Below are 24,309 nucleotides of genomic sequence, written 5' to 3'. Positions count from 1 at the left end.
GCGGGCGCACCGCCGCTCACAGTGCGCCACCGCCACGGGCCGGGGCCGGTCCCGGACTACTGTCCCGGATGGGCCAGTTCGATGTCGTGGTCGTCGACTCCGCGGCCGCTGACGGTGAGCGCCGTGGCCACCGGAGGGTAGCCCGCCGCGATCACCGTGTAATCGCCGCCGTCCAGGTCGGTGAAGGCGTACGCGCCGTCCGGCCCGGTGGTGGCCGTGCCGACCACGTTGCCCGCCGCGTCGACCAGCGTCACGCGGGCGTCGGCCAGCGGCCCGTGCGGGGCCCGTACGACGCCCTGGACCTGGGCACCCGCGTCGAGGCCGACCTCGATCCGGGTGACGCCGGTGCCGCCCACCTCGACGGGCAGCGCCCGCGGCCGGTACCCGGAGGCGTTGACGGCGACGGTCACGGCACCCGGCACCAGCTCCGTGAAGCCGAACTCGCCCTGCTCCCCGGTCGTCCCGGTGGCCAGCAGGTCCCCGCGCACGTCGGTGACGACGACCATCGCGTCCTTCACCGGCTCACCGGTCCGCGCGGCCCGCACGAGACCGTTCAGCCCGCTGGTCCCGCTGAGCAGGACGTCGTACGAGACCGGCTCGCCGGTCACCACGACCGTGGACGCCTGCGGCTGGAAGCCGTCGGCGGCGGCGATCAGGACGTAGGAGCCCGCGCCCGGCGCGTCCAGCGCGTAGGAGCCGTCGGCCTGCGCGACCGACCGGCCCAGCTGCCGTCCGGTCAGCGAGATCAGCGTGACGGCGGCCTGCGGCACGGCCACGCCCTCGGCGCCGCGCACGAACCCGCGCACCGGTAAGCCCCCGGAGGCGCCGGAGGTCTCCTCGGGGCGGGCCGCCGTGGCGACGGCCGCGAGCGGCCGCCCGACCTCGGACGCCGGCTCCGTGCCGGACACCGCCCGGCCCGCGGCCGTCTCGGCACCGGGAGCCCCGGCCTCGACGGTGCCCCCGGAAGCGGCCCCGGCGTTGACGACGGACGTGGCCTCGACGGCCTCGACGGCGGACGCGGCCTCGACGGCGGGAGCCCCGGCCGGCGTCTCGCTCTCGGCGGCCTGCGCCAGCCCGCCCTTGGTCCGCAGCGGGACCTCCTTGATGAACAGCGTGATCAGGAAGGCGACCAGCGCCAGGCCCGACGCGATCAGGAACACGTCCGCGATGCCGTGGCCGTAGGAGCTCTCCATGACGGTGCGCAGCGGCGCCGGCAGCTTGTCCATGTCCGGGATCTGGCTGGAGGAGCTCGAGCCGGACGCCAGCGCGGCGTACTTCGGGCCGAGGCCGGCGATGCCGTCCCGGGCGTAGTCGGTGATGCGGTTGGCCATGACGGCGCCGAGCGCCGAGACGCCCATCGCACCGCCGAGGGACCGGAAGAACGTGACCGTGGAACTGGCCGCGCCGAGGTCGTGCGGGTCGACCTGGTTCTGCGTGCACAGCACCAGGTTCTGCATCATCATGCCGATGCCGAGACCCAGCAGCGCCATGAAGACGGCGGTCTTCCAGTACGGCGTGTCGTAGCGGATGGTGCCCAGCAGGCCCAGCCCCGCCGTGACGAGCACGCCGCCGCTGACCAGCCACGCCTTCCACTTGCCGGTGCGGGTGATGAACTGCCCGGAGACGGTGGAGGAGACGAACAGGCCGCCGATCATCGGGATCGTCAGCACGCCGGACATGGTCGGGGACTCGTCCCGGGCCAGCTGGAAGTACTGGGCGAAGAAGACCGTGCCGGAGAACATCGCCACGCCCACGAACAGCGAGGCGAGCGACGACAGGGTGATGGTGCGGTTGCGGAACAGCCGCAGCGGGATGATCGGCTCGGCGGCCCGCGACTCGACCAGCAGGAAGATCAGCCCCAGCACGACCGACCCGGCGATCATCGTGTACGTCTGCCACGACAGCCAGTCGTACTTGTCACCGGCGAAGGTGACCCACAGCAGCAGCAGCGAGACCGCGGCGGAGACGAAGAACGCGCCGGCCCAGTCGACCTTCACGTCCCGCTTGACGACGGGCAGGTGCAGGGTCTTCTGCAGCACGATCAGCGCGATGACGGCGAAGGGCACGCCGACGTAGAAGCACCAGCGCCAGCCCAGCCAGGAGGTGTCGGTGATGACACCGCCGAGCAGCGGCCCGCCGACGGTGGCGACGGCGAAGGTCGCGCCCAGGTAGCCGGAGTAACGGCCGCGTTCCCGCGGGGAGATCATGGCGGCCATGACGATCTGCGCCAGGGCCGACAGACCGCCGACGCCGATGCCCTGCACGACACGGCAGGCGATCAGCATCCCCGAGCTCTGCGACAGACCGGCGGCGGCCGATCCCAGGACGTAGACGACCAGGGCGGCCTGGACGAGGACCTTCTTGCTGAACAGGTCGGCGAGCTTGCCCCACAGGGGAGTGGTCGCCGTCATCGCCAGCAGGCTGGCGGTGACGACCCAGGTGTAGGCGGACTGGCCGCCGCCGAGGTCGCCGACGATCTCCGGAAGGGCGTTGGAGACGATCGTCGACGACAGGATCGCCACGAACATCCCGAGCAGCAGCCCGGAGAGCGCCTCCATGATCTGCCGGTGCGTCATCGGAGCGCCGTCGGAGGAGCCTCCCCCGTGCTTGGCGTGGGCCCGCACACCGGCTGGTGTGGTCGTTGCCATGGACTTCCTTCTCTTACGTGCTTGCGGGTGTACGGGTGGTCGGTGCGAGTGCGGGCGGCGCGTGCCGGGGCGCGGTGGTGCGGCAGTCGTCGAAGCTCGACCTGAGCCGCGCCATGAGCCGGGTGAGCTGTGCGACCTCGTCGTCGCTCCAGTCGCTCAGGCGGTCGGCGAGCAGTTCGGCGGTGCGCTCGGACAGCGCCTCCAGCTGGGCGCGGCCCGCGGGGGTGAGGTGCAGGATCCGGGACCGCTTGTCCGACGGGTCGGGGGAGCGGTCGATCCAGCCCCGGTCGGCGAGGTGCGCGGCGTGGCGGCTGGTGACCGACATGTCCACCGAGAGCAGCTCCGCGAGCTTGCTCATGCGCATGTCGCCGTGGCGTCCGAGGAGCGTCAGGACGGCCGCGGAGCCACTGGGGCAGTCGTGCGGCAGGATGCGCCCCAGCTCCCGCTTCACGGCGCCGAAGGCGCTGAACTGGCGGATCAGTTCCTCGTACTGCGCCCGCTCGGCCATGACACCTCCCACATTCGTTGCTTGGGGCAACCGTAAGAGTTGTTGGTTGCCGCAGGCAAATAAAATCGGGCGGGTGTGGGCCAAAAACTTGGCAAAGGCAAGTATTGCGGACGTAAACGCGCAGGTGGGGGCGTCCGTGGTGGTGGGCCGCCCCGCACTTGGGTCCCCACCCGGTATTCGCTAGGGTTCCGGGCTATGGCTAACCCCCAGGGCCCCCAGGGCAATCACGACCCCGCAGGCAGCACTCAGATGTTCCGCGCCTTCGTCGACGAGGCGCCGCCGGCCCGGCAGCAGGCGGCCGCGTCGTCCGGCCCGCGCGTCGGCCTGATCGTCGGCATCGTGGTCGCCGTCGCGGTCGTCGCCGCGGTGGCCTGGCTGGCGTTCAAGTAGAACGGGCCGCGTTCGAGCGGAACGGCCGGGCGGCGTTCAAGAGTGTCCCGACGGCCGGGCTACTCCCACCGGACGGAGACGTCCCGCGTCTCGATGTGCATGCCGAGCGGCACCCGCCACCAGTCGACGCACACCGTCCAGGTCCGCTCCGTCCGCGTCCCGGCCCCGATCGGCGCCGGAAGCCCCACCGTCGACTCGACGGTCCCCCAGTCGACGCCGAGCGCGCCGACGACATGGGTGCCGAACGTGACGGTGCCCGAACGCACCGCGGTACCGGCGGAGTTGTCGAAGGCGACGGTCACCTTCTCGCACCACCGGCGGTCCGTCGCCTCCCGCTCCGGCTCGCCCCAGCTCAGTACGGCGGGGCCGGCCGGCGTCGGCTGACCGGGAGTCGGCGCCGGAGAGCCCGGAGAGCCCGGACCGGCCGGTCCGCCGCCGGACGTGGTGCCGTCTCCCGGCCCGCCGGTGCCGCCGTGCGTGCCGGACGCCTTCGTCGGCGTGGACCGAGGAGTACCGCCGGGGTCCGGCGCAGCCCCGCGGTCCGGTGAGCCGTCCGCACTCGCCGCCCGTCGGTCACCCCCGTCACCGCCGTCACCCGAGGCACCGGTGTCCCCGCTGTCGCCCCCACCCCCGCCGTTCCCGCCGCCCCCGGCGCTGTTGTCGAGCGGAACCAGCCGCACCCCGTCCGTCGGCGCCGCGGCCGCGCCCGAGGCCGGCGGCGGTCCGCCCGCCGCCCCGGTCGCCACGTATCCGCCGCCTCCGTCGTCACCGGCGCAGGCGCCCAGGACGCCGCCCAGGCAGACGACGGCCGCCGCCGCGCCGATCAGGGCGCGCCGACGGCCGGGTGTCCATGTCGTCGTAGTCCGAGAAGACCCGCGAAGCATCGCGCCAGTGTGGCTGACGCTCCGTCAGAAGAGAACCCCTCAGTCGGAGATGAGCCCCTCGCGGAGCTGGGACAGGGTCCGGGTCAGCAGTCGCGAGACGTGCATCTGGGAGATGCCCACCTCCTCGCCGATCTGCGACTGGGTCATGTTGGCGAAGAAGCGCAGCATGATGATCCGGCGCTCCCGGGGCGGGAGCTTGGCCAGCAGGGGCTTGAGGGACTCGCGGTACTCGACGCCCTCCAGCGCGCTGTCCTCGTAGCCGAGGCGGTCCGCGAGGGAGCCCTCGCCGCCGTCGTCCTCGGGCGCCGGGGAGTCCAGCGAGGAGGCGGTGTAGGCGTTGCCGACCGCGAGGCCGTCGACGACGTCCTCCTCCGAGACGCCGAGCGCGCCGGCGAGTTCGGTGACCGTCGGCGAGCGGTCCAGCTTCTGCGAGAGCTCGTCGCTCGCCTTCGTCAGGGCCAGCCGCAGCTCCTGCAGGCGGCGCGGCACGCGCACCGACCACGAGGTGTCGCGGAAGAACCGCTTGATCTCGCCGACGACCGTCGGCATCGCGAAGGTCGGGAACTCCACGCCGCGTTCGCAGTCGAAGCGGTCGATCGCCTTGATCAGGCCGATGGTGCCGACCTGGACGATGTCCTCCATCGGCTCGTTGCGGGAGCGGAAGCGGGCGGCGGCGTAGCGCACCAGCGGAAGGTTGAGCTCGATCAGGGTGTCCCGGACGTACGCGCGCTCGGGGCTGTTCTCGTCGAGGGCGGCCAGCCGCAGGAAGAGGGAGCGGGACAGGGTGCGGGTGTCGATGGTCTCCGAGGCCGGGAGGGCCGGGGCCGGCGCGGCCTCGAGAGCCACCACGTCGTCGAGCACGTCGGGCTCTGCGGGCGCCACCTCGCTCTTCGTGAGCGTGAGCACCTTGGAGCTGCCCTGTTCTACGGACATGCCACCCCCTCTGGGTCGCGGGACGGTCGCGGCGACGTCCCATCGAGGAACGCAGCCTTCACCTGAATACCGGAGCCGAAGCCGCGGCAAACGCGCTTCCGGAAGAATGTCACATGTCGGCAACACGCTGTAGTGACATGTCGACATGTAAGAGCTGAATCGGCCCTGGAAAGAGGGGGTCTGAGGCTTTTTCGGCGCGAAACTGTCGGGAAGAGCGCTGGTGAGCGATTCGCTCGCATCGGTTACCCGTCGATCCTGCTTGCGAACTGCGGAGTTCCGGGTGTGTTCCGGCCATGCTCCCGTGCGCCTCTTATGCCTCGATGCGATTCGCGGACCGCAGCCGCTGGAAGCTACGTGCGAGTAGCCGGGAGACGTGCATCTGTGACACGCCGAGTTCCGCGCTGATCTGCGACTGGGTGAGATTGCTGTAGTACCGCAGAAGAAGGATTCGCTGTTCCCGCTCGGGGAGTTGGACGAGCAGATGCCGGACCAGATCGCGGTGCTCCACGCCGTCCAGCGCCGGGTCCTCGTAGCCGAGCCGGTCCAGCAGCCCCGGCAGCCCGTCGCCCTCCTGGGCGGCCTCCAGTGAGGTCGCGTGGTACGACCGCCCGGCCTCGATGCAGGAGAGCACCTCCTCCTCGGTGATCCGCAGCCGCTCGGCGATCTCGGCGGTCGTCGGGCTGCGCCCGAAGGAGGTGGTCAGGTCCTCGGTGGCGCTGTTCACCTGGACCCACAGCTCGTGGAGGCGGCGCGGTACGTGGACGGTGCGGACGTTGTCGCGGAAGTACCGCTTGATCTCGCCGACGACCGTCGGCATCGCGAACGTCGGGAACTGCACGCCCCGGTCCGGGTCGAAGCGGTCGATGGCGTTGATCAGGCCGATGGTGCCGACCTGGACCACGTCCTCCATGGGCTCGTTGCGGGAGCGGAAGCGGGCGGCGGCGTAGCGCACCAGCGGGAGGTTGGCCTCGATGAGTGCCCCGCGCACCCGGTCGTGTTCGGGGGTGCCCGGCCGCAGCTGCTTGAGCTCGGCGAAGAGCACCTGGGTGAGGGCCCGGGTGTCCGCGCCGCGGCTGCGCCGTTCGGCGGCGGGAGCGGGATCGTCGACGTCCTGGGGAGGCGCAGTACTGGCCGACACGGTCAACGCCACCTCTTCATCGGTCATACATCGGTCAACTCATCCGTCAAAAGCGGTCATAGCATCACAAGACATGTGCACTGTGTGCAAGCACCGCATAACGCCGTGTTGAGGGACGAGTTGGCCGGTGAACGCGAGAGAGCCCCCCGCCGTCGTGGCGGAGGGCTCGGAGAATGCCGGGCTCAGTACTCGTAGTCGGCGATCACCCAGGTGGAGAACTGCTTCCACAGCGCGACCCCCGCCTGGTGCTCCGGGTGCTCGACGTAGCGGCGCAGCGCGGCGACGTCGTCGAAGCCGGAGTTGATGGCGAAGTCGTAGGCGATGGGCCGGTCGCTGAGGTTCCAGCCGAGCTCCCAGAACCGGATCTCGGGGATCTTTCCCTCCAGCGAGCGGAAGGCCTCGAAGCCCTCCACGACGCGCGGGTCGTCGCGCTCGACGCCCTCGTCGAGCTTGAAGAGGACCAGATGGCGGATCATGACTTACCTCCGTTGACGGCCCAGGTCATGAAGTCGCCCATGGCCTTGGCTGCGTCCGATATGCCCTCGAAGCCTATCTGGACGTAGTCGGCGGCCTTTGCCGGGTCCGTGATGATCACGTACAGCGCGAAGACCGCGAGCAGGTAGACGGCGATCCTCTTCAAGTTCACCGCCACCGCGGCCTCCCCTGTGACTGCTGTGCCCCGAGGGCCCCCTGTTGCCGGCCGCGAGTGTAACCCCCGCGTCGTCCCCCTCACATCGTCTTTAGGGACCAACGGCCCGTGGATCAGGGGCTTTCGCCGGGTCCGCGCGGCGCCGCCGGCGGCCATCATGGGACCAAGCCCGGCGGATCTGGCAGGAGTCCCAAGGGCCCGGACGGACCCCCACTGCGGGGTGTGCGGCGCTGTTCTCCCCCGTCGGCGACGCGCACTTGAGGGTCCGTCCGTAAGCACCCGAAGGGCCCCGTCTCACGACGGGGCCCTTCTTCGGTGGCCTTCTTCGGTGGCCTTCTTTTGGTGGGACGGGTCTCAGCTGCCGTTTTGTGGGTGTCTGAAAAGTGATCACTCGTTTGCGGGACTTCGGCATGCGGGGCCGCTTTCGTGACGATCCTCCCGTTGGCCGTCGAGGACGGCCGGGACATCCCACCCCCCATGAAGGGCGTCGACCATGAGCCTCATCCAGACCGGCAAGATCGACCTGAGGTCCGACAACCCCATCGAGACGAGCGGCGGCAACACCTCGACCTTCACGCGCGTCACGTTCCCCACCCCGTTCCCGCAGGGGTCCAGCGTCGTCGTCCTCCCGCTGACCCAGACCTTCAACGGTCCGGAGACGCCGGGCATCCGCATCCATGACGTCACCAACACGGGCTTCCTCATCCGCCTGAACGAGGTGTACGCCGGCGCCACCAAGAGCGACGGCAAGCACACCACCGAGACCATCGGCTGGCTCGCCGCGAGCGTCTGACGGACGAGCCCCGGCCGGGTGCCGGGGCCGCTGGGATGGAAACCGCAAGCGGGAGAAGCGCGAAGGGTCCGGCTCACCGAGCCGGACCCTTTTTCAAGCGGTAGCGGAGGGATTTGAACCCTCGGTGACTTGCGCCACACTCGCTTTCGAGGCGAGCTCCTTCGGCCGCTCGGACACGCTACCGAGGGAGACCCTACAGCAAGACCGGCCCAGCTCAGAAATCGGTATTCAGCGGTTCCGGAAGAAGTCCGTGAGCAGCCGGGCGCAGTCGTCGGCGAGCACGCCCTCGATCACCTCCGGGCGGTGGTTGAGCCGCCGGTCGCGCACGACGTCCCAGAGGGAGCCGGCCGCGCCGGCCTTCTCGTCGCGGGCGCCGTAGACGACGCGGTCCACACGGGACTGCACGAGCGCGCCCGCGCACATCGTGCAGGGCTCCAGCGTGACGACGAGCGTGCAGCCGGTCAGCCGCCACCCGCCGAGCCCGGCGGCGGCCCGGCGGATCGCCAGCACCTCCGCGTGGGCCGTGGGGTCGCCGGTGGCCTCCCGTTCGTTGTGCCCGGCGGCGAGCACCGTCGTGCCGTCCGGGGCCAGCACGACGGCGCCGACCGGCACGTCCCCGCCCCGGCCGGCCTGCTCGGCCTCGGCCAGGGCGAGTCGCATCGCGGCCCGCCACGGGTCGCGTACCGGGTCGGCCGTACGGGGTGCGGTCGGCGAGGTCAGCGGACGGTCTCCAGTACCTCCGAGGCGCCCAGGGCCTCGGCGATCGTGGTCAGGGCGTCCTCGTCGAGCAGGCGCAGCTCCTTCGCGCTGACACCGAGGTCGTCGAGGATCTCGCTGTCACCGACGGGGCCGTGCGGCACGGACTCGGCGGACGGGGCGTCCTCGTCGCCGTCCTCGTCCTCTCCGTCCTCCGTGCCGTCGAGGTCCAGGGAGTCCAGGTCGGGGCCGTCGTCGCCGGGCTCCCTTCCGAGCAGTTCGTCGGTGAGCAGGATCTCGCCGTAACTGCTGCGGGCGGCGGCTGCGGCGTCCGAGACGTAGATACGAGGGTCGTCCTCGCCGTCGACGCGGACGACGCCGAACCACTCGTCCTCCTGCTCGATCAGAACGAGCACCGTGTCCTCGTCGGCCGAGGCTTCCCGGGCGAGGTCGGCCAGATCCGACAGGGTCTCCACGTTGTCGAGGAGTTCTGTGTCGCTCGCTTCCCACCCGTCTTCGGTGCGCGCGAGCAGTGCGGCGAAGTACACCGTGACTCTCCCACTGTTCTTAGGCGTGCCGGTTGGGGATCCCCCCGGCGGAGGCTACGGGCGGGGAGAGCTCGGGCTCCGAGCCCCACCCACTCGGAATCGTGGCAGAAACAAGGCGTTCAGGGGACGTCTTCGGCTCCCTGTGTCCGGCAGTTTCGACCGCGCGTACGCGGGCGCGTCGGTCAAGCACTCACCAGCAAACTCGTTGCCGCCACCAGCGGATCGTACGCGGCTTTCCCCCGAGTCCATGCACGGCCACCCGGTCAACACCCGTGTGCCCCGAAGATCTTCCCGGCGCGGCGGAGCGGTGGGTGCCGCCGGCGGAGGCTCCCGGCGGAGGTCCTACCAGCGGAACGTCCGCATGCGCATCGCGTGGCGCAGCCGGGCCGCCTTGGCGCGCCGGGGCTGGACCCGGGCGCGCAGTTCGCGGGCCTCGGCGAGGTCGCGCAGGAACTGGGCGCGGCGCCTGCGGCGCTCGGCATCGGTGTCCTGCGCGGAGGGCTCCGGCCCGGGTCGGGCCTCCGGCTGGGATCGGGAGTCCGGCTCGGCTCGGGGCTCCGGCCTGTATCGGGGCTCCGGCTCGGATTGGGCCTTCCGCCCGGATCGGGGCTCCGGCTCGGATCGGGGCTCCGGCTCGGATCGGGCTTTCCGCCCGGGTCGGTACTTCCCCTCGGATCGGTACTTCCTCTCGGATTCGCCTTCCGGCAGCTCAGACAGGTCAGACAGCTCAGGCATCGGTTCACCACCCTGGTCCGTCCCTCCCACTTTCCCTCGGGCGAGTGGTTTGATGCGGGCTCATGGGTGAAGGCCGGTGTGGCGGCTTGTGCCTGGTGAGGACGACGGCCCCGGCGGGCCCGGTTACTGTGTGGTCATGCGTCTCCACGTCGTCGACCACCCTCTGGTCGCCCACAAGCTCACCACGCTGCGCGACCGCCGCACCGATTCCGCGACCTTCCGCCGTCTCGCCGACGAGCTGGTCACCCTGCTCGCCTACGAGGCCACGCGCGACGTGCGTACCGAGCAGGTCGACATCAACACGCCGGTCGCGGCGACCACCGGCGTCAAGCTGTCCCACCCGCGCCCGCTGGTCGTGCCGATCCTGCGCGCCGGGCTCGGCATGCTGGACGGCATGATGCGGCTGCTGCCGACCGCCGAGGTGGGCTTCCTGGGCATGATCCGCAACGAGGAGACGTTGCAGGCCTCCACCTACGCCACGCGTATGCCCGAGGACCTCTCCGGCCGTCAGATGTACGTCCTGGACCCGATGCTGGCCACCGGCGGCACGCTGGTCGCCGCGATCCGGGAGCTGATCAGGCGCGGCGCCGACGACGTGACCGCCGTGGTGCTGCTGGCCGCCCCGGAGGGCGTCGAGGTGATGGAGCGCGAGCTGGCGGGCACCCCGGTGACCGTGGTGACGGCCGCCGTCGACGACCACCTCAACGAGCAGGGCTACATCGTGCCGGGCCTGGGCGACGCGGGCGACCGGCTCTACGGCGCCGCCGAATAGGCCCGGGCGGCCACCGCCGAATAGGCCCCGGCCGTCCACCGCCGAATGGACCCCGGCCGGTCTTCCCCGCGCCGGGGACCTGCCGGGCTCAGCAGCCCTTCTTCTTGCCCGCGGTGGGCGTCGGCCGGGGCTCGGCCAGCGTGGCCAGCGCCTTGTCGGCGTCCGCCTTCTTCGTGAGCGCCTTGAAACCGCTGCCGATGATCAGGTCCACGTCGGTGCCCTTGCGGGCCGCGTCGGCCTGCTGCTCGGCGGAGGAGAGCTGGGTGGCGAGCACGGGCAGCGAGGTCTTCAGCGACGAGGCCGGGCCGAGCAGCAGCCCGGTGCCCTTGACCTTCTTGTCGTACTTCTTGGTCGCGTTGCCGACCTCGCCGATCTTGAAGCCGCGCTTCTTCAGTTCGTCCGCGGTCTCCTTGGCCAGCCCGCTGCGGGGCGTGGCGTTGAACACGTTGACCGTGATCTGCGCGGGCCTGGGCAGCGCGGCCGCGGTGGCCGACGGGCTCGCCTGGGCCGCGCAGGCCGCCTTGGTGCGGGACGCCGAGTCCTTCTTGGCGCCGCCGGTGAAGACGTCGATGAGCTGCAGGGTGCCCCAGCCGATCAGACCGAGCACGGCGACGGACGCCGCCACGGCGGCCAGGATCCTTCCGTGCCGCCGACGCGGGCGCATCCGCGGGTACGTGTCCCCCGTGATCCGGTACTTCCCGCCCATGCCTGGGGGAGTCAGCATGCTCATGGGCGCAGCGTAGTGCGCCCGGGCGGTGATTCCTACTAGATGATCATTGGACCCCGCTCAGTCAACCCGAAAGGTCCAACCCGGGACGCGGGAGCGCGTCAGTCCAGCTCCAGGACGCGTGCGTGCAGCACCTGTCGCTGCTGGAGCGCCGCCCGCACCGCGCGGTGCAGTCCGTCCTCCAGGTACAGGTCGCCCTGCCACTTGACGACGTGGGCGAACAGGTCGCCGTAGAAGGTCGAGTCCTCGGCGAGGAGGGTCTCCAGGTCGAGCTGCCCCTTGGTCGTCACGAGCTGATCGAGGCGGACCGGGCGTGGCGCGACGTCCGCCCACTGCCGGGTGCTCTCCCGGCCGTGGTCGGGGTACGGCCGGCCGTTTCCGATGCGCTTGAAGATCACACGGAAAGCCTACCGGGCGAGCCTCGCCGGGCGCAGCCTCCAGGCCCCGGCGGGGCGGGGCAAGTACGCGGAGATTCCGGCCATGTCAGTCAAAGGGGTTGGCTGTGGCCGGCTTGCCGGGACATGTCGGCATGGATGAGCGAAGGGCGCCGGGGGTGGGCCGGGCGCCGTCCGGCGGCGCCCGGCCGCGCGGTCAGCCGCGCCGGTCCTGTTCGGCCGGCTGCGGTTTCGCTTCCGCGCGCTGCGGCCGGGAGGCGCTGCGCACGGCCTCCGCGCGCAGCAGGGCGCGCAGCACCGCGTACGGGTCTGTGGGCATGTCTGTGGGCATGGGGGTGCTCCTTGCGTTGTGCCGACGGGCCGGGAGGAAGGAGGGCCGGTCAGCAGCGCAGGACCACGGAGCGCCGGGCCCGCAGGGCGTACGGCGGCAGCGGCGGCGCGGCGCACGGGCGGGCCCCGGGCACGGCGCGCGCGGCGGGCGCGGCGGCCGCGACGGCGGCCGGGCGCGCGGGTGCGGCGGGACGGTGGGCGGCGGGGGCCGGTGGCCGTACGGCCGTGTCCGGGGCGTCGTACTCGACGGTCTCCACGGACATCGGCGGGGCCGTCAGGGCGTCGGTGTGCGCGGCCGGCACCAGCAGCACGAACAGCAGCACGAGCAGCCGCGGCCAGGCGCGGCCGCGCGGGAGGCGTCGTGCGGTGCTCACGCCGGGTGGCTTCCCCCGGCACGCCCGGTGCGCGTCACACGGACGCGGAATCCGCCCGTTCGGCGTATCGGGCGCCGTGCCGGTCACAGGGCGCGCGGCACCTGCCGGGCCAGGCCCCGGATGCGCAGCGCGGTGACGATCTCCACGACGCCGACCGCGATCAGCCAGATCCCGCATACCAGGGTGAGCACGGCGACCGACGTGAAGGGCGAGACGATCAGCACGATCCCGGCGAGGAAGGTGAGGATCCCGAGGAAGATCTGCCAGCCGCGCGCCGGCATGGACCGGTCGGAGGCGGCGGCGAGGGTCTGCGTGATCCCGCGGATGAGCCAGCCGATCCCGATCCACAGGGCGAGCAGCAGGATCGAGCGCATGGGGCCGCGCAGGCAGAACAGGCCCAGCAGGATCGACAGGGCGCCGCTGACGAATGCCAGCACCCGCAGGGACGTCGTGCGGTGCGTGCCGAACGCGGCAACCAGTTGGAAGACGCCGCTGATCAGCAGGTACAGGGCGAACAGGACGCCCACGGCGAGCAGGGAGGGGCCCGGCCACACCAGCAGCAGGACGCCCAGGACGAGGGACGCCACGCCGGTGAGCAGGACGATCTGCCAGGCGGCGTGGGACAGCGCGTGCAGGGGCCCTTCGAGGGGCGGCTCGGGTTCGTGTGCGCCCGGTGCGTGGCCTGCCGCGTGGACCTTGCGGTCGTCGAAGTGAGGGCCCTGTGAGGAGCCGGTCGGTGCCTCGGTCATGGTCCATGCTGGGACCGGCCCAGGCCGCCCCGCCACCGGGCGCGGGCCGGTCGGCTTACAGGCATTCGGCGTTCAGCTGTCGCGGCCGTCGCGGCCGCGACAGCTGTCGCAGCTGTCGCAGCCGTCGCTGCCGTCGCGGCCATCGCAGCCGTTCAGTCGCTCAGCTGCGCGTGCCCTTCGCCGCCTTCGCGGCCGCCTTCATCTCCTGCTTGTGGGCGCGCACCTTGGCCAGCGACTCCGGTCCGGTGATGTCGGCGACGGAGCGGAAGGACCCCGGCTCGCCGTACGCGCCGGCGGCCTCCTGCCAGCCCTCGGGGCGCACGCCGAGCTGCTTGCCCAGCAGGGCCAGGAAGATCTGCGCCTTCTGCCTGCCGAACCCGGGCAGATCCTGCAGGCGGCGCAGCAGCTCACGCCCGTCGCTGACGCCCTTCCAGACCAGCTCGGCGTTGCCGTCGTAGTGCTCGGCCAGGTACTGGCACAGCTCCTGGACCCGCTTGGCCATGGAGCCGGGATAGCGGTGCACGGCCGGTTTCTCGGCCAGCAGGGCCGCGAACGCCTCCGGGTCCTGCACGGCGATGTCGTGCGCGTCCAGGTCGTCGGCGCCGAGCCGGTCCGCGATCGTGCGGGGCCCCTTGAACGCCCACTCCATGGGGACCTGCTGGTCGAGCAGCATCCCGACGAGCGCGGCGAGCGGGGAGCGCCCGAGGAGCGCGTCGGCCTCGGGGTCCTGGGCGAGGTGCAGGGTGACGTCCATGGACCGATGATCCCGCGGACCGTTCCGGGCCGCGCGCGATGCGCCCTCCCGGCGGTACGGAGCTTCCGGCCGTGCGCTTCCGGCAGTACGGCGCTCCCACGGCAACTCCCACCGTGCCCCCTGACGTACGATTCCGTCCGGATTAGTTAGGCAAGGCTTACTTAAGTGAAAGGGGGTCGCGGGGTGGCAGCCGAGATCCGTCGCGACGCCTGGGGCATCCCGCATCTGCGCGCCGACGACGCCCGCGCACTCGCCCGCGCCCAGGGCGTCGTCACCGCCCGCGACCGGGCCTGGCAGCTGGAGGTCGAGCGGCACCGCGCCCAGGGCACCTCGGCGTCCTTCCTGGGCGCCGCGGCCCTGCCCTGGGACCTGTTCGCCCGCCGCGCCCGCCTCGCCGACACCGCCCGCCGCTGCTGGGCGAGCCTGGCGGAACAGGACCCGGAGACGGCGGAGTGGGTCCGGGCGTACGTCGACGGGGTCAACGCGGAACTCGCGCGGGCCGCGGCGCCCGAGTTCGCCGCGACCGGCCTGCGCCCCGGCCGCTGGCAGCCGTGGACCCCGCTCGGCGTCTGGCTCGCCACGCACATCCTCTTCGCGGGCTTCCCGGCCAAGCTCTGGCGCGAACAGGCACTGGCGCACCTCGGGCCCGAGGTGGTCGGGCTGTTCGCCGCCGACGGACCGGGCACCTCGGGCAGCAACGGCTGGCTGGTGAGCGGCGAGCGGAGCGCGACCGGGCACGCCGTCCTCGCGGGCGACCCCCACCGCTTCATCGAGGACCCCGGCGTCTACCAGCAGATCCACCTCTCCTGCCCCGAGTTCGACGTCGTCGGCCTCGCCGTCCCCGGCGTTCCCGGCATCGCTCACTTCGGCCACACGGGCACGGTCGCCTGGGCCATCACCAACGCCATGGCCGACTACCAGGACCTGTACCGGGAGCATCTCAGGCGTACCGGCGCGGGCGTGCAGGCCCTCGGTCCGGACGGCGCCTGGCACCGCGCCTCGCGCCACACGGAGACCGTCGAGGTGGCCGGGGAGGAACCGGTCGAGATCGAGATCCTCGAAACCGCCCGCGGACCGGTGATCATCGGCGGCCCGGAGGGCCTGGACGGCGGGGTGACGGAAGCCGGGACCCCGCCCGACGCCAGCGTCGGCGCCGGCGCTGGCACCCAGGCCGGGTCCGCCGCCCCCTCCGATGCCGCGTCCGCCCCCGCCCCCCTGGCCCTGGCGTTGCGCTACCCGCCCCGGGTCACCGGTGACCTCGGCTTCAGCGCCCTGCTCCCGCTGCTGCGGGCGCGCCGGGTCGAGGACGTCGACCGGGCCGTCGACCTGTGGGCCGAGCCCGTCAACGTCGTGCTGGCCGGCGACACCGAGGGCGGCGTGCTGCACCGGGTGGCGGGCCGGGTGCCCGTGCGCTCCGCGGCGAACCGCGTCCGGCTCGTGCCCGCCTGGGAGCCCGGCCACGAATGGCGGGGCTGGCACGAACCCCCGCGGGCCGGGCTGACCGACGGCGTCGCGGTGATGGCCAACCAGCGCGGCCCCGCGGCCGCCCTCGGCGTCGAGTTCGCCCCGCCGCACCGCGCCGACCGCATCACCGACCTGCTGGCCGGGAAGGACCGCTGGGCGCCCGGTGACATGGCGGCGATCCACATGGACACCCACCTCGCCTCCGCCGCGCCCCTGCTGGACCTCCTCGCGGCCCTGGACGGCCTGTCCCCCGAGGCCGCCGCCCTGCGCGACCGCCTGCTGCGCTGGGACCGCCGGATGGACGCGGACAGCGCCGACGCGGCCGGCTACGCGGCGGTGCGCGGCGCGGTCGTACGCCGACTCGCCGCGCACCCGGCGTTCGCCGCGCTGGCCGTGCCACCCGCCTACCCGGAGGTCTTCCTTCCCTGGCTCGCCCTGACGCCGCGCGTCGGCCTGGCCCTCGAACACCTGCTGCGGGCCGAGGAGCTGTACGGCGTCGACCGCCCGGCCACGGTCCGCGCGGCCCTGGAGGAGGTGGCCGCCGCGGGCACCGAGGCCACCTGGGGCGACACCCACCGCCTCGCCCCCTGGCGGGCGCTCCCCACGCCCGCCTCCGCGCCCGAGGAACCGGGCCTGTCCGGCGACCACGACTGCGTGCTGTGCACCTCCGGCGTGCCCGGGCTGACCGATCTGGCCGCCCGCGGCCCGGCCGCCCGCTACGTGTGGGACCTGGCCCGGCGCGAGGACAGCCGGTGGGTGGTCCCGTTCGGCGCCTCCGGGGTCCCCGGCTCGCCCCACCACCGCGACCAGCTGCCCCGGTGGCTCACCGGAGACCTCGTCCCGGTCGTCACCGACTTCGCCCGCCTCGAGAAGGAGAGCCATGCCTGACGTCGTCCCGCCCGCCCCGGTCCACGAGGAGACCGTCGACGGTTTCGGCACCGTCCGCATCCGGCCCCTCGACCCGTACGGCGACGCCGGGACGGTCCACCGCTGGGTCCGCGAGGAACGCGCCGCCTTCTGGGGCATGAACGGCCTGACGCGCGACCAGGTGGCCGACATCTACGCCCACTTGGACACGCTCGACACCCACCACGCCTTCCTGGTCGTCAAGGACGGCGAACCGGCCGCGCTGGTGCAGACGTACGACCCGCGGGCCGACCGGGTCGGCGAGTGCTACGAGGTGCGCCCCGGCGACATCGGCCTGCACCTGCTGCTCGCGCCCGCCGGGCCGGGCGGGCCGCGTTCCGGCTGGACGGCGGCGCTGCTCGGTGTCGTCACCGCCCACCTTCTGGCAGGTCCGGACCGGCGCCGGATCGTGGTCGACCCCGACGTGCGCAACGAGAAGGCGGTCGCCCGTTTCCTGCGCCAGGGCTTCACGGCGGGCCCGGTGGTCGTGCTCCCCGAGGTCGACCTCCCGGACGTGTACCTGCCCGCCAAGACGGCCCGGCTGGCGTTCCTCCACCGGGAGTCCGGGGGAGGGCGGTAGCCTTCGCCGGATGACTCCGGAAGACCTCGTCGCCCACTACCGGATGGAGCCGATCCCGCGCGAGGGCGGCCTGTTCCGCCGTACCTGGGCGGGTCCCGAGCGTGCCGACGGGCGGCCGGAGGGCACCGCGATCGTCGCCCTGCTGACCGCGGACGACTTCTCCGCCCTGCACCGCCTGCCCGCCGACGAGATCTGGCACTTCTACCTGGGCGACCCGCTGGAGTTGCTGCTCCTCGCCCCGGACGGCACCTCCGCCGACGCCGTCCTCGGACCGGACGTGCTGCACGGCCAGCAGCCCCAGCTGACCGTCCCGGCCGGCACCTGGATGGGCGGACGGGTCGCCGCGGGCGGGGCGTGGACGTTCTTCGGCTGCACGATGGCGCCCGGCTTCACCTACGCCGGCTACGAGCACGGCGACGCGGCCGCGCTGACCGCGCGGTATCCCGCCGAGGCCGCGCGGATCGCGCGACTGTGCCGCCCGTGAGCCTGCTGGCGGGCCAGGTCGCCCTGGTCACGGGCGCGAGCGGCGGCCTCGGGCGGGGGATCGCGGTGCGGCTGGCCGAGGAGGGCGCGGCGGTCGCGGTGCACTGCCGTACGGCGGTGGACGCGGCGCACGACGTGGCCCGCCGCATCGAGGAGTCGGGCGGCCGGGCCGTCGTACTGCGGGGCGACCTCACCGACGAGGAGGCGTGCGCGCGGGTCGTGCGGGAGGCGGCCGACTGGGGCGGCGGGCGGCTCACGGCGCTGGTCAACAACGCGGGCGTGCAGCCGGTCCGGGAACTGCCCGGCATGACGGCGGCCGAGTGGCGGGCGGTCGTGGACGCCAACCTGTCGAGCGTCTTCGCCTGCACCCAGGCCGCCGCCGAGATCATGCGGGAGCAGGCCGGCGGGGGTTCCGTGACGCACATCGCCTCCATCGAGGCACGACAGCCCGCCCCCGGGCACGCGCACTACAGCGCGTCCAAGGCGGCGGTCGTGATGCACGCCCGCTCCGCCGCCCTGGAGTACGGCCCGCACGGCATCCGGGTCAACACGGTCTCGCCCGGCCTGATCGACCGCGCGGGGCTCGCCGAGGACTGGCCGGAGGGGGTGCGGCGATGGCGGGCGGCGGCGCCGACGGGGCGGCTCGGACGGCCGGAGGACGTGGGCGACGCCTGCGTGTTCCTCGCCTCCCCGCTCGCCTCCTGGATCACCGGGCACGACCTCGTCGTCGACGGCGGCGTGTCGGCGCGGCCCACGTGGTGAGCGCACGGGGACCGGCCCACGTGGTGAGCGCACGGGGACCGGCGTCCGTACCTATGCGGAGGGGTGCGGCGACGGCGCGACGGCCGGACGGCGGAAAGTGAGGGAGCGTGGCGAAGAGTCCGGGACACGACGTGACGGATGACCCGGCGCACAGCGCCGACCCGGCCCGCCGGGAGGCCCGGCGCGCCGGCCCGGCCCGCCGGGGACCCCGGCGACCGCCGCGCCTGGTGCTGCTCGGCGCCCTGCTGCTCCTGCTCGTCCTCGGCGGCGCGGTCCCGGCGTCCGCCCACGCGGCCCTGCGCTCCACCGACCCCGCCGACGGCACCGTCCTCGACTCCGCCCCCCGCCACGTCACCCTGGCCTTCACCGAGTCGGTCGGACTGCTCGACGACTCCGTGCGCGTCCTGGACCCCGGCAACCGGCGGGTCCGCACGGGCGGCGCCCAGCACGGCCCCGGCGGCTCCGACACGGTCCGGGTGCCGCTGCCCGCGGGCCTGTCCGAGGGCACGTACGTCGTGGCGTGGCGGGTCGTCTCCGCCGACAGCCACCCGGTGTCCGGCGCCTTCACCTTCTCCGTCGGCCGGCCCTCCGCGACCACGGCGCCCGTGGACACCGGCCCCGTCGAGGACCCGGTCACCGGCAGCCTCTTCACCGTCGCCCGCTACCTGGCGTACCTGGCCGCCGCCCTGCTCATCGGCACGGCGGCGTTCGTGGCGCTGTGCCGGCCGCCCGAGCGGGGCGCGCTGCGGCGGCCCCTGACGGCGGGCTGGTGGACGCTGCTGGCCGCCACGCTCGCCCTGCTGGTGCTGCGCGGCCCCTACGAGACGGGCGCGGGCCCGTCGGCCGCCCTCGACCCCTCCGCCCTCGCCCGCACCCTGACCGGCCGGCCGGGCCTGGCCCTGCTGGCCCGGCTGGCGCTGCTGCTGGTGGCCGCGGCGGTGTGGGCCCGGTGGCTGCGCGGGCGCGGGGCATGGTCGCGCCCGGCGCTCGCGGCGGGCGCCGTGCTCGCCGTGGGCCTGGCGCTGACCTGGGCGTCCGCCGAGCACGCGTCGGCCGGGATCCAGGTGCCGGCGGCGATGGCGTCGTCGGTGCTGCACCTGCTGGCCATGGCGGTCTGGCTGGGCGGCCTGACGGCCCTGCTGCGCACGCTGCACCGCGACCGGGTCCCGGCGGCCGTCGTCGCCCGGTTCTCCCGCATCGCGTTCGCCTGCGTGACCGTCCTCGTGATCACCGGCGTCTACCAGTCCTGGCGCGGCCTCGGCTCCTGGGACCAGTTCACCGGCACCGCGTACGGCCGTCTGCTGACCGCGAAGCTGGCCGCGGTGGCGCTGCTGCTGGCGGCGGCCGGGCTGTCCCGGCGGGCGACGGCGCTGCTGCCGGCGGCGCGGGCGGAGGCAGCTGTGCCCGAGCGGGTCTCCGAGCCGGTGGGCGGCCCGCCGCCACTGGTGTCGCTGGCGTCCCTGCCGTCGCTGCCGCCGGAGCCCGCCGAGGCGGCCGAGGCGTCCGAGGCGGCCGAGGAGGCGTCCGGCGACGACCACCGCCGCGTCCTGCGTCATCGGGTGCTGGCCGAGGTCGCCGTCGGCCTGGTGGTGCTGGTGATCACCACCGTGCTCACCGGCACCCTGCCCGGCCGCGCCGAGGCCGAGGCGGCCCGAGGGCCCGCGACCACCGCGGGCGGACTGCCGGTGGCGTCGGTCACCACGGTCCCCTTCGACGTCGGCACCCCCGGCGGCCGCGGCAAGGTGCAGATCACCCTGGACCCCGGCCGGGTGGGCGGCAACTCCGTGCAGGCCGTGGTGTACGGGCCCGACGGCGGTATCTCCACCGTCCCCGAACTGCGGATGTCGCTCACGCTGCCCGCCCGCGGCATCGGCCCGGTCGACGCCCGCCTCACCGACCGGGGCGGCTACTGGGGCACCGGGTCCCTCACCCTCCCCCTGGCCGGCACCTGGACGATGAGGGTCACGGTCCGCGTCTCCGACGTCGACCAGGTGACTGTCACGAAGCCGGTCCGCATCACCGGCTAGCTGTATGGCCCTGTGAGGCCGGGGAGGCGGCGTCGCCGTCACGTGGTGCCGCGCAGGCGGCGGCGGTCCTCCTCGTCCCAGGCACGGGTGTCGCGCGGCGTGGTGTACGGCTCCTCGCCCGGCGGATGCCCGCCGGCCAGGGCCCGCTGCCGTGCCGCCTCCGCGTCGAACTCCAGGCCCAGCAGGATGGCGAGGTTGCCGATCCACAGCCAGATCAGGAAGACGATCACTCCCGCCATCGTGCCGTACGTCTTGTTGTACGACGCGAAGTTGGCGACGTAGACCCCGAACCCGGCGGAGGCGGCCAGCCAGATCAGCAGGGCGAGGAAGCTGCCCGGCGTGACCCACCGCAGTCCGCGCGTCCTGGCGTTCGGCGTCGCCCAGTACAGGATCGCGATCATGATCGTGACCAGCAGGACCAGCACCGGCCACTTCGCGATGGACCAGACGGTCAGCGCCGTGTCGCCGATGCCGAGCGTCTTTCCCGCCTGACGGGCGACGCCGCCGGTGAAGACGACGATCAGCGCGCTGATGACGGCCAGCACCATGAGCGTGACCGTCACCCCGAGCCGCACCGGCAGGATCTTCCACACCGGGCGTCCCTCGGGGATGTCGTAGACCGCGTTGGCGGTGCGGATGAACGCCGCGACGTACCCGGAGGCGGACCACACCGCCAGGACCAGGCCGACGATCGCCATGACCGAACCGAGACCGCCGTTGTCCTGCAACTGGTGCACGGCACGGGTGAGGATGTCCCGGGCCGAGCCGGGCGCCAGCCGGTTGAGGCTGTCCAGCACCTTTTCGGAGGCCGACCGGCCGGCCAGACCGAGCAGCGACACCAGCACCAGCAGGGCCGGGAAGAGCGAGAGCACCCCGTAGTACGTCAGCGCGGCCGCGCGGTCGGTCAGCTCGTCGTCCTTGAACTCCTTCAAGGTGCCCTTCAGCGCCGCGCCCCAGCGCTGCTTCGGCAGACCGGCCGGGGTGTCCGGAGCCCGCTCCTCGACCTCCGGGTCCGGGCCGAACGACTCCTCGGAGGTGTCCGCCGCCCGCTCCTCCCCGGACTCCGGGTCGCCTGGACCGGGACGTGCCGTGTGTCGCGTATGCCTGGGTTCGAGCGGCTGATTCATGGGCGCCGGGTGCCCCGAGCCTCCCGCCTCAAGCACCACGCCCACAGGCCGCTCCCGGGCTCAGGCCGACCGACCGGCCAACCGGCCAACCGGCCAACCGACCGGCCAACCGGCCAACCGACCGGCCAACCGGCCAACCGACCGGCCAACCGGCCAACCGACCGGCCAACCGGCCGACCGACCGGCCAACCGGGGGCAACGGTCCGCCCGGGACCCGGACCGGACCCCTGTGCAGGGGTTCACCACGGCATCACTTACTCTTCGCTCACCCGCCACACGCGGCCCCTGCTTCACACGCACCGGGCGCGCCCGGGGACGCACCGGACGCACCGGACGCACCGGACACACGGGTGGCACCCACTTGCGCTCACTTCGTTCCGGGGGGTTCGAACCGTGCGTCTGCGCACTCTCCCGGCCGCCGCAGCCCTGGCGGCCCTGTTCGGCTCGGTGGTGCTCGCCGCACCGGCGTCCGCCGACTCCAGCACGTCCATACCGGTCTGGGGGGCGGACGACACCGTGGTGGACGGCGTCCACCAGCGGGTCTTCATCAGCGACAGCTACGGCAACCAGATCGTCGTCACCGACTTCACCGGCACGGTCGTCACCAAGTTCACCGGTCTGCCCCAGGTCCTCGACCTGGAACTGAGCCCGGACTCCAGCACCCTGTACGCCGCGGTCGCCGGCGCCGACAAGATCGTCGCCCTCGACACCGAGCAGCTCACGCAGGCGGCCGAGTACCCGACGGGCGACAAGACCGCCCCCTCCCGCCTCGCCTACGCCGACGGCAGGCTGTGGTTCGGCTACGGCGACCAGTGGGACTCCGGGCTCGGCGAGGTGGACCTGACCGCCCAGCAGTCCACGGTCACCCTCGACCTGGCGGCCGGCCACGACTTCTCCAGCCCGCCCGAGCTCTACGCCGACCCCGACAACCCGGGCACGCTGCTCGCCCTCGACGCCCACATCAGCTCCGGCCCGATCGTCGTCTACGACATCTCCTCCGGCACCCCGGTGATCCGCGTCTCCGCCGAGAAGGGCGCCTCCGTCCAGGACGCGGCCCTCACCCCGGACGGCCAGAACGTCATCGTCACCGGGCCCGCGCCGCGGACGCTCACCGAGTACCGCCTCTCCGACCTGTCCGCGGTGCGCACCTTCCCGATCGCCTCGAATCCGCTGACGGTCGGCGTCGCCCCGGACGGCACGGTCGCGGCCACCGTCCTCGACACCGACGACGTCGGCGACACCTACGTCTTCGGCACCGACCCCGCCCAGCCCGCCAGTGTCCGCAACCTGTCGCACTCCTGGATGCCGGGCGGCGGACACACCACCACCTGGTCGGCCGACGGCTCGCAGCTGTTCGTGCTGACCGGGTCCGCGAACGCCATGCGGTTCCAGACCGTCGACGCGCCCCGCAAGTACGCCCCCACCCTGACGGCCGACGCCCCCGCGACGGCCATCCGCGCCGCCTCCCTCACCGTCAAGGGCAAGCTGACCGCGGACCTGGCGCTGCCAGCGGGCACCCCGCTGCAGGTCACCCGCACCGACCTGGAGTCCCCGAACGGCAAGTCCCTGGGCACCAAGCCCCTCGGCACGGGCGGCGCGTACTCCTTCACGGACACCCCGCCCGCCGGGGGCAAGGTCACGTACACGGTCACGTACGCCGGTGACAGCACGCACACCGCGGCGACCGCCTCGGACACCGTCAGCGTCTCGCGCGCCACGCCCACGCTGACGCTGAACAACGACGGCAAGGTCTACGACTACGCCAAGTCCGTCACCTTCACGGCGCACCTCGGCACCACATACAAGAACCGCACGGTCGAGATCTGGGCCAACCCGTACGGCGCCGACAAACCCGACACCCTGGTGAAGTCCGGCACGGTCGACTCCAGCGGCAACCTGTCCGCCCCCCTCACCCTGACCCGCAAGACCAAGCTCACGGCGAAGTTCGCGGGCGACGCCCGCTACGCGCCGAAGACGGCGACGAGCACGGTCGGCGCCAAGGTGAAGGTGTCCACCACGCTCGGCGGCTCCTACAAGACGCGGTACGCGTGGAACCACACCTACTACTACTTCCACCAGTCCAAGGACCCGGTCGTCACGACCACGATGACGGCGTACCCGGGCCGCAAGCAGCTGCTGCAGGTCCAGATCTCTTACGGCGGTGTCTGGCAGAACACGGCCAAGCAGTACTTCACGCTCGATTCGACGGGCAAGTCCGTCGTCACCATCACGGGCACCCCGCCCACCGGCTACCGCTACCGGGTCCGCGACTCCTACATCAGCGGCTCGGGCGACAGCGTGAACACCACGACGTACGGCACCTGGAAGTACTTCACCTTCACCGGCTGAGCCCGGGCGACCCCCGGCGACTACCCGCCCCGACGAAGGCCCCGACCGGCGAACCGGTCGGGGCCTTCGTCCGTACGGGCACCGAGGACCGGTGGGCCGGTCGGGTGATCAGTGGAGGCCGCCACCGACGGCCGGCCGCGGCCCGTACGGCAGCGGCGGTCCGCCGCCGTACGGGCCGCGGACCGCGGTGTTCCGGCCTGCGGGGCAGGCCGGACCGGAAACTCTTCCCTCATTTGCTGCCGCTATAACTCCCGCTTTCGGCGTGCGCGAGTTTTCGGGAATTCGCCAGCCATCTGGCGCATGATCGAAGTGCGGCCGACGACCTGCGCCAGGACGATGGCGATGAAGGGCGGAGCGCCAGGCCGGCAAAGGCCGGGCACTCCGTTGAACATGCGTCGAAGAAAGAGGGAACCATGACGGCAACGACGGAGACTCCCACTCGTGAAAAGGCCGAGGCCGGCCAGGAAGAGTTCGGCGAGGAATCCGCCTTCGGCCCGCTCCTGCTGGCAGCGATGCTGTCCCGCCGTGAGGACCGCGGTGAGGAGCCGATCATCGAGCACCCGCTGCTGCTGGCCGCGCTGATGCGTC

At 72.9% G+C, this 24,309-nt stretch carries 24 protein-coding genes, 1 tRNA gene and 2 pseudogenes; 10 read left to right on the top strand and 17 right to left on the bottom strand.

Annotation, left to right across the window (positions count from 1 at the left end; all coding sequences use genetic code 11):
- Nucleotides 1–56: 56 nt before the first annotated feature.
- Both ACH4ZX_RS31750 and ACH4ZX_RS31745 read right to left on the bottom strand, forming a co-directional pair.
- Entirely contained in the window at nucleotides 57–2,648 is a 2,592-nt protein-coding gene (locus ACH4ZX_RS31750) for an MFS transporter (RefSeq protein ID WP_398280298.1), read from the bottom strand.
- Between the two features lie 13 nt (nucleotides 2,649–2,661).
- A complete protein-coding gene (locus ACH4ZX_RS31745) occupies nucleotides 2,662–3,156 on the bottom strand; it encodes a MarR family winged helix-turn-helix transcriptional regulator (RefSeq protein WP_398280295.1) in 495 nt (164 codons plus the stop codon).
- Nucleotides 3,157–3,351: 195 nt separating this feature from the next.
- On the opposite strand from ACH4ZX_RS31745, the gene ACH4ZX_RS31740 reads away from it, so the two are divergent.
- Entirely contained in the window at nucleotides 3,352–3,546 is a 195-nt protein-coding gene (locus ACH4ZX_RS31740; RefSeq protein ID WP_351887720.1) for a hypothetical protein, read from the top strand.
- 59 nt (nucleotides 3,547–3,605) lie between these two features.
- Here ACH4ZX_RS31740 and ACH4ZX_RS31735 read toward each other — a convergent pair whose 3' ends face one another.
- From ACH4ZX_RS31735 to ACH4ZX_RS31715, 5 genes are all read right to left on the bottom strand, one after another.
- A complete protein-coding gene (locus tag ACH4ZX_RS31735) occupies nucleotides 3,606–4,430 on the bottom strand; it encodes a hypothetical protein (protein ID WP_398280292.1) in 825 nt (274 codons plus the stop codon).
- 39 nt (nucleotides 4,431–4,469) lie between these two features.
- Nucleotides 4,470–5,363 carry an RNA polymerase sigma factor SigF gene (locus tag ACH4ZX_RS31730; protein WP_398280289.1) on the bottom strand — a complete coding sequence of 298 codons (894 nt, stop codon included), beginning with the start codon at nucleotides 5,361–5,363 and terminating at the stop codon, nucleotides 4,470–4,472.
- A 310-nt stretch (nucleotides 5,364–5,673) separates the two neighbouring features.
- Nucleotides 5,674–6,528 carry an RNA polymerase sigma factor SigF gene (locus ACH4ZX_RS31725; RefSeq protein WP_398280286.1) on the bottom strand — a complete coding sequence of 285 codons (855 nt, stop codon included), beginning with the start codon at nucleotides 6,526–6,528 and terminating at the stop codon, nucleotides 5,674–5,676.
- Nucleotides 6,529–6,683: 155 nt separating this feature from the next.
- Entirely contained in the window at nucleotides 6,684–6,977 is a 294-nt protein-coding gene (locus ACH4ZX_RS31720; protein WP_360746361.1) for a Dabb family protein, read from the bottom strand.
- Nucleotides 6,974–7,153, bottom strand: coding sequence for a hypothetical protein (locus ACH4ZX_RS31715; protein WP_324790204.1), 180 nt, complete (start codon nucleotides 7,151–7,153; stop codon nucleotides 6,974–6,976). The genes ACH4ZX_RS31720 and ACH4ZX_RS31715 overlap by 4 nt, the downstream gene beginning before the upstream one ends.
- A 490-nt stretch (nucleotides 7,154–7,643) precedes the next feature.
- Here ACH4ZX_RS31715 and ACH4ZX_RS31710 point away from each other — a divergent pair, with 490 nt between their 5' ends.
- On the top strand, nucleotides 7,644–7,943 hold the full coding sequence (locus ACH4ZX_RS31710) for a hypothetical protein (protein WP_398280283.1): 300 nt from the start codon (nucleotides 7,644–7,646) through the stop codon (nucleotides 7,941–7,943).
- A 98-nt stretch (nucleotides 7,944–8,041) separates the two neighbouring features.
- On the opposite strand, the gene ACH4ZX_RS31705 is transcribed toward ACH4ZX_RS31710, so the two are convergent.
- The 3 genes from ACH4ZX_RS31705 to ACH4ZX_RS31695 all read right to left on the bottom strand — a co-directional run bounded on the left by ACH4ZX_RS31705 (nucleotide 8,042) and on the right by ACH4ZX_RS31695 (nucleotide 9,187).
- A tRNA-Ser gene (locus tag ACH4ZX_RS31705) sits at nucleotides 8,042–8,126 on the bottom strand.
- A gap of 45 nt (nucleotides 8,127–8,171) precedes the next feature.
- On the bottom strand, nucleotides 8,172–8,603 hold the full coding sequence (tadA, locus tag ACH4ZX_RS31700; RefSeq protein WP_398280280.1) for a tRNA adenosine(34) deaminase TadA: 432 nt from the start codon (nucleotides 8,601–8,603) through the stop codon (nucleotides 8,172–8,174).
- Between the two features lie 56 nt (nucleotides 8,604–8,659).
- Nucleotides 8,660–9,187, bottom strand: coding sequence for a hypothetical protein (locus ACH4ZX_RS31695; RefSeq protein WP_398280277.1), 528 nt, complete (start codon nucleotides 9,185–9,187; stop codon nucleotides 8,660–8,662).
- An 871-nt stretch (nucleotides 9,188–10,058) separates the two neighbouring features.
- Here ACH4ZX_RS31695 and upp point away from each other — a divergent pair.
- Nucleotides 10,059–10,694, top strand: coding sequence for a uracil phosphoribosyltransferase (gene upp, locus ACH4ZX_RS31690; RefSeq protein ID WP_360746346.1), 636 nt, complete (start codon nucleotides 10,059–10,061; stop codon nucleotides 10,692–10,694).
- Nucleotides 10,695–10,782: 88 nt separating this feature from the next.
- On the opposite strand, the gene ACH4ZX_RS31685 is transcribed toward upp, so the two are convergent.
- The 6 genes from ACH4ZX_RS31685 to ACH4ZX_RS31660 all read right to left on the bottom strand — a co-directional run bounded on the left by ACH4ZX_RS31685 (nucleotide 10,783) and on the right by ACH4ZX_RS31660 (nucleotide 14,023).
- Entirely contained in the window at nucleotides 10,783–11,424 is a 642-nt protein-coding gene (locus tag ACH4ZX_RS31685; protein ID WP_398280274.1) for a LytR C-terminal domain-containing protein, read from the bottom strand.
- A 98-nt stretch (nucleotides 11,425–11,522) separates the two neighbouring features.
- Nucleotides 11,523–11,819 (bottom strand): type II toxin-antitoxin system VapB family antitoxin, encoded by a 297-nt coding sequence (locus ACH4ZX_RS31680; protein WP_003999914.1) that lies wholly within the window; start codon nucleotides 11,817–11,819, stop codon nucleotides 11,523–11,525.
- 193 nt (nucleotides 11,820–12,012) lie between these two features.
- Nucleotides 12,013–12,147 carry a hypothetical protein gene (locus tag ACH4ZX_RS31675; RefSeq protein WP_398280354.1) on the bottom strand — a complete coding sequence of 45 codons (135 nt, stop codon included), beginning with the start codon at nucleotides 12,145–12,147 and terminating at the stop codon, nucleotides 12,013–12,015.
- A 49-nt stretch (nucleotides 12,148–12,196) separates the two neighbouring features.
- On the bottom strand, nucleotides 12,197–12,520 hold the full coding sequence (locus ACH4ZX_RS31670) for a hypothetical protein (RefSeq protein ID WP_398280271.1): 324 nt from the start codon (nucleotides 12,518–12,520) through the stop codon (nucleotides 12,197–12,199).
- 83 nt (nucleotides 12,521–12,603) lie between these two features.
- Nucleotides 12,604–13,269 carry an HdeD family acid-resistance protein gene (locus ACH4ZX_RS31665; RefSeq protein ID WP_398280268.1) on the bottom strand — a complete coding sequence of 222 codons (666 nt, stop codon included), beginning with the start codon at nucleotides 13,267–13,269 and terminating at the stop codon, nucleotides 12,604–12,606.
- A gap of 160 nt (nucleotides 13,270–13,429) precedes the next feature.
- The gene (locus ACH4ZX_RS31660) at nucleotides 13,430–14,023 is read right to left on the bottom strand and encodes an HhH-GPD-type base excision DNA repair protein (protein WP_398280265.1); all 594 of its coding nucleotides are present in this window, start codon (nucleotides 14,021–14,023) and stop codon (nucleotides 13,430–13,432) included.
- Nucleotides 14,024–14,206: 183 nt separating this feature from the next.
- Between ACH4ZX_RS31660 and ACH4ZX_RS31655 the strand changes: the two genes are divergently transcribed.
- From ACH4ZX_RS31655 to ACH4ZX_RS31635, 5 genes are all read left to right on the top strand, one after another.
- Nucleotides 14,207–16,375, top strand: coding sequence for a penicillin acylase family protein (locus ACH4ZX_RS31655; protein ID WP_398280262.1), 2,169 nt, complete (start codon nucleotides 14,207–14,209; stop codon nucleotides 16,373–16,375).
- The gene (locus ACH4ZX_RS31650) at nucleotides 16,368–16,973 is read left to right on the top strand and encodes a GNAT family N-acetyltransferase (RefSeq protein WP_398280259.1); all 606 of its coding nucleotides are present in this window, start codon (nucleotides 16,368–16,370) and stop codon (nucleotides 16,971–16,973) included. The genes ACH4ZX_RS31655 and ACH4ZX_RS31650 overlap by 8 nt, the downstream gene beginning before the upstream one ends.
- A 10-nt stretch (nucleotides 16,974–16,983) precedes the next feature.
- A complete protein-coding gene (locus tag ACH4ZX_RS31645) occupies nucleotides 16,984–17,457 on the top strand; it encodes a cupin domain-containing protein (protein ID WP_398280256.1) in 474 nt (157 codons plus the stop codon).
- A complete protein-coding gene (locus tag ACH4ZX_RS31640; protein WP_398280253.1) occupies nucleotides 17,445–18,218 on the top strand; it encodes an SDR family NAD(P)-dependent oxidoreductase in 774 nt (257 codons plus the stop codon). Before ACH4ZX_RS31645 ends, ACH4ZX_RS31640 begins: the two co-directional genes overlap by 13 nt.
- A 227-nt stretch (nucleotides 18,219–18,445) precedes the next feature.
- Complete coding sequence (locus ACH4ZX_RS31635; RefSeq protein WP_398280348.1) at nucleotides 18,446–20,245, top strand: copper resistance CopC/CopD family protein; 1,800 nt, start codon at nucleotides 18,446–18,448, stop codon at nucleotides 20,243–20,245.
- 38 nt (nucleotides 20,246–20,283) lie between these two features.
- On the opposite strand, the gene ACH4ZX_RS31630 is transcribed toward ACH4ZX_RS31635, so the two are convergent.
- Complete coding sequence (locus ACH4ZX_RS31630) at nucleotides 20,284–21,372, bottom strand: YihY/virulence factor BrkB family protein (RefSeq protein ID WP_398280250.1); 1,089 nt, start codon at nucleotides 21,370–21,372, stop codon at nucleotides 20,284–20,286.
- On the opposite strand from ACH4ZX_RS31630, the pseudogene ACH4ZX_RS31625 reads away from it, so the two are divergent.
- Both ACH4ZX_RS31625 and ACH4ZX_RS31620 read left to right on the top strand, forming a co-directional pair.
- Nucleotides 21,371–21,535: pseudogene (locus ACH4ZX_RS31625) on the top strand (PT domain-containing protein); the annotation flags it as partial. The gene ACH4ZX_RS31630 and the pseudogene ACH4ZX_RS31625 overlap by 2 nt on opposite strands.
- A pseudogene (locus ACH4ZX_RS31620) lies at nucleotides 21,483–23,036 on the top strand (PT domain-containing protein); the annotation flags it as partial. The pseudogenes ACH4ZX_RS31625 and ACH4ZX_RS31620, both read left to right, overlap by 53 nt.
- Nucleotides 23,037–24,309: the final 1,273 nt, after the last annotated feature.

This window comes from Streptomyces sp. NPDC020490, assembly GCF_044335305.1.
Taxonomy (GTDB): Bacteria; Actinomycetota; Actinomycetes; order Streptomycetales; family Streptomycetaceae; genus Streptomyces.
Note: the sequence above shows the minus strand (reverse complement) of the source record. Positions and strands in the feature narration are given on the sequence as shown.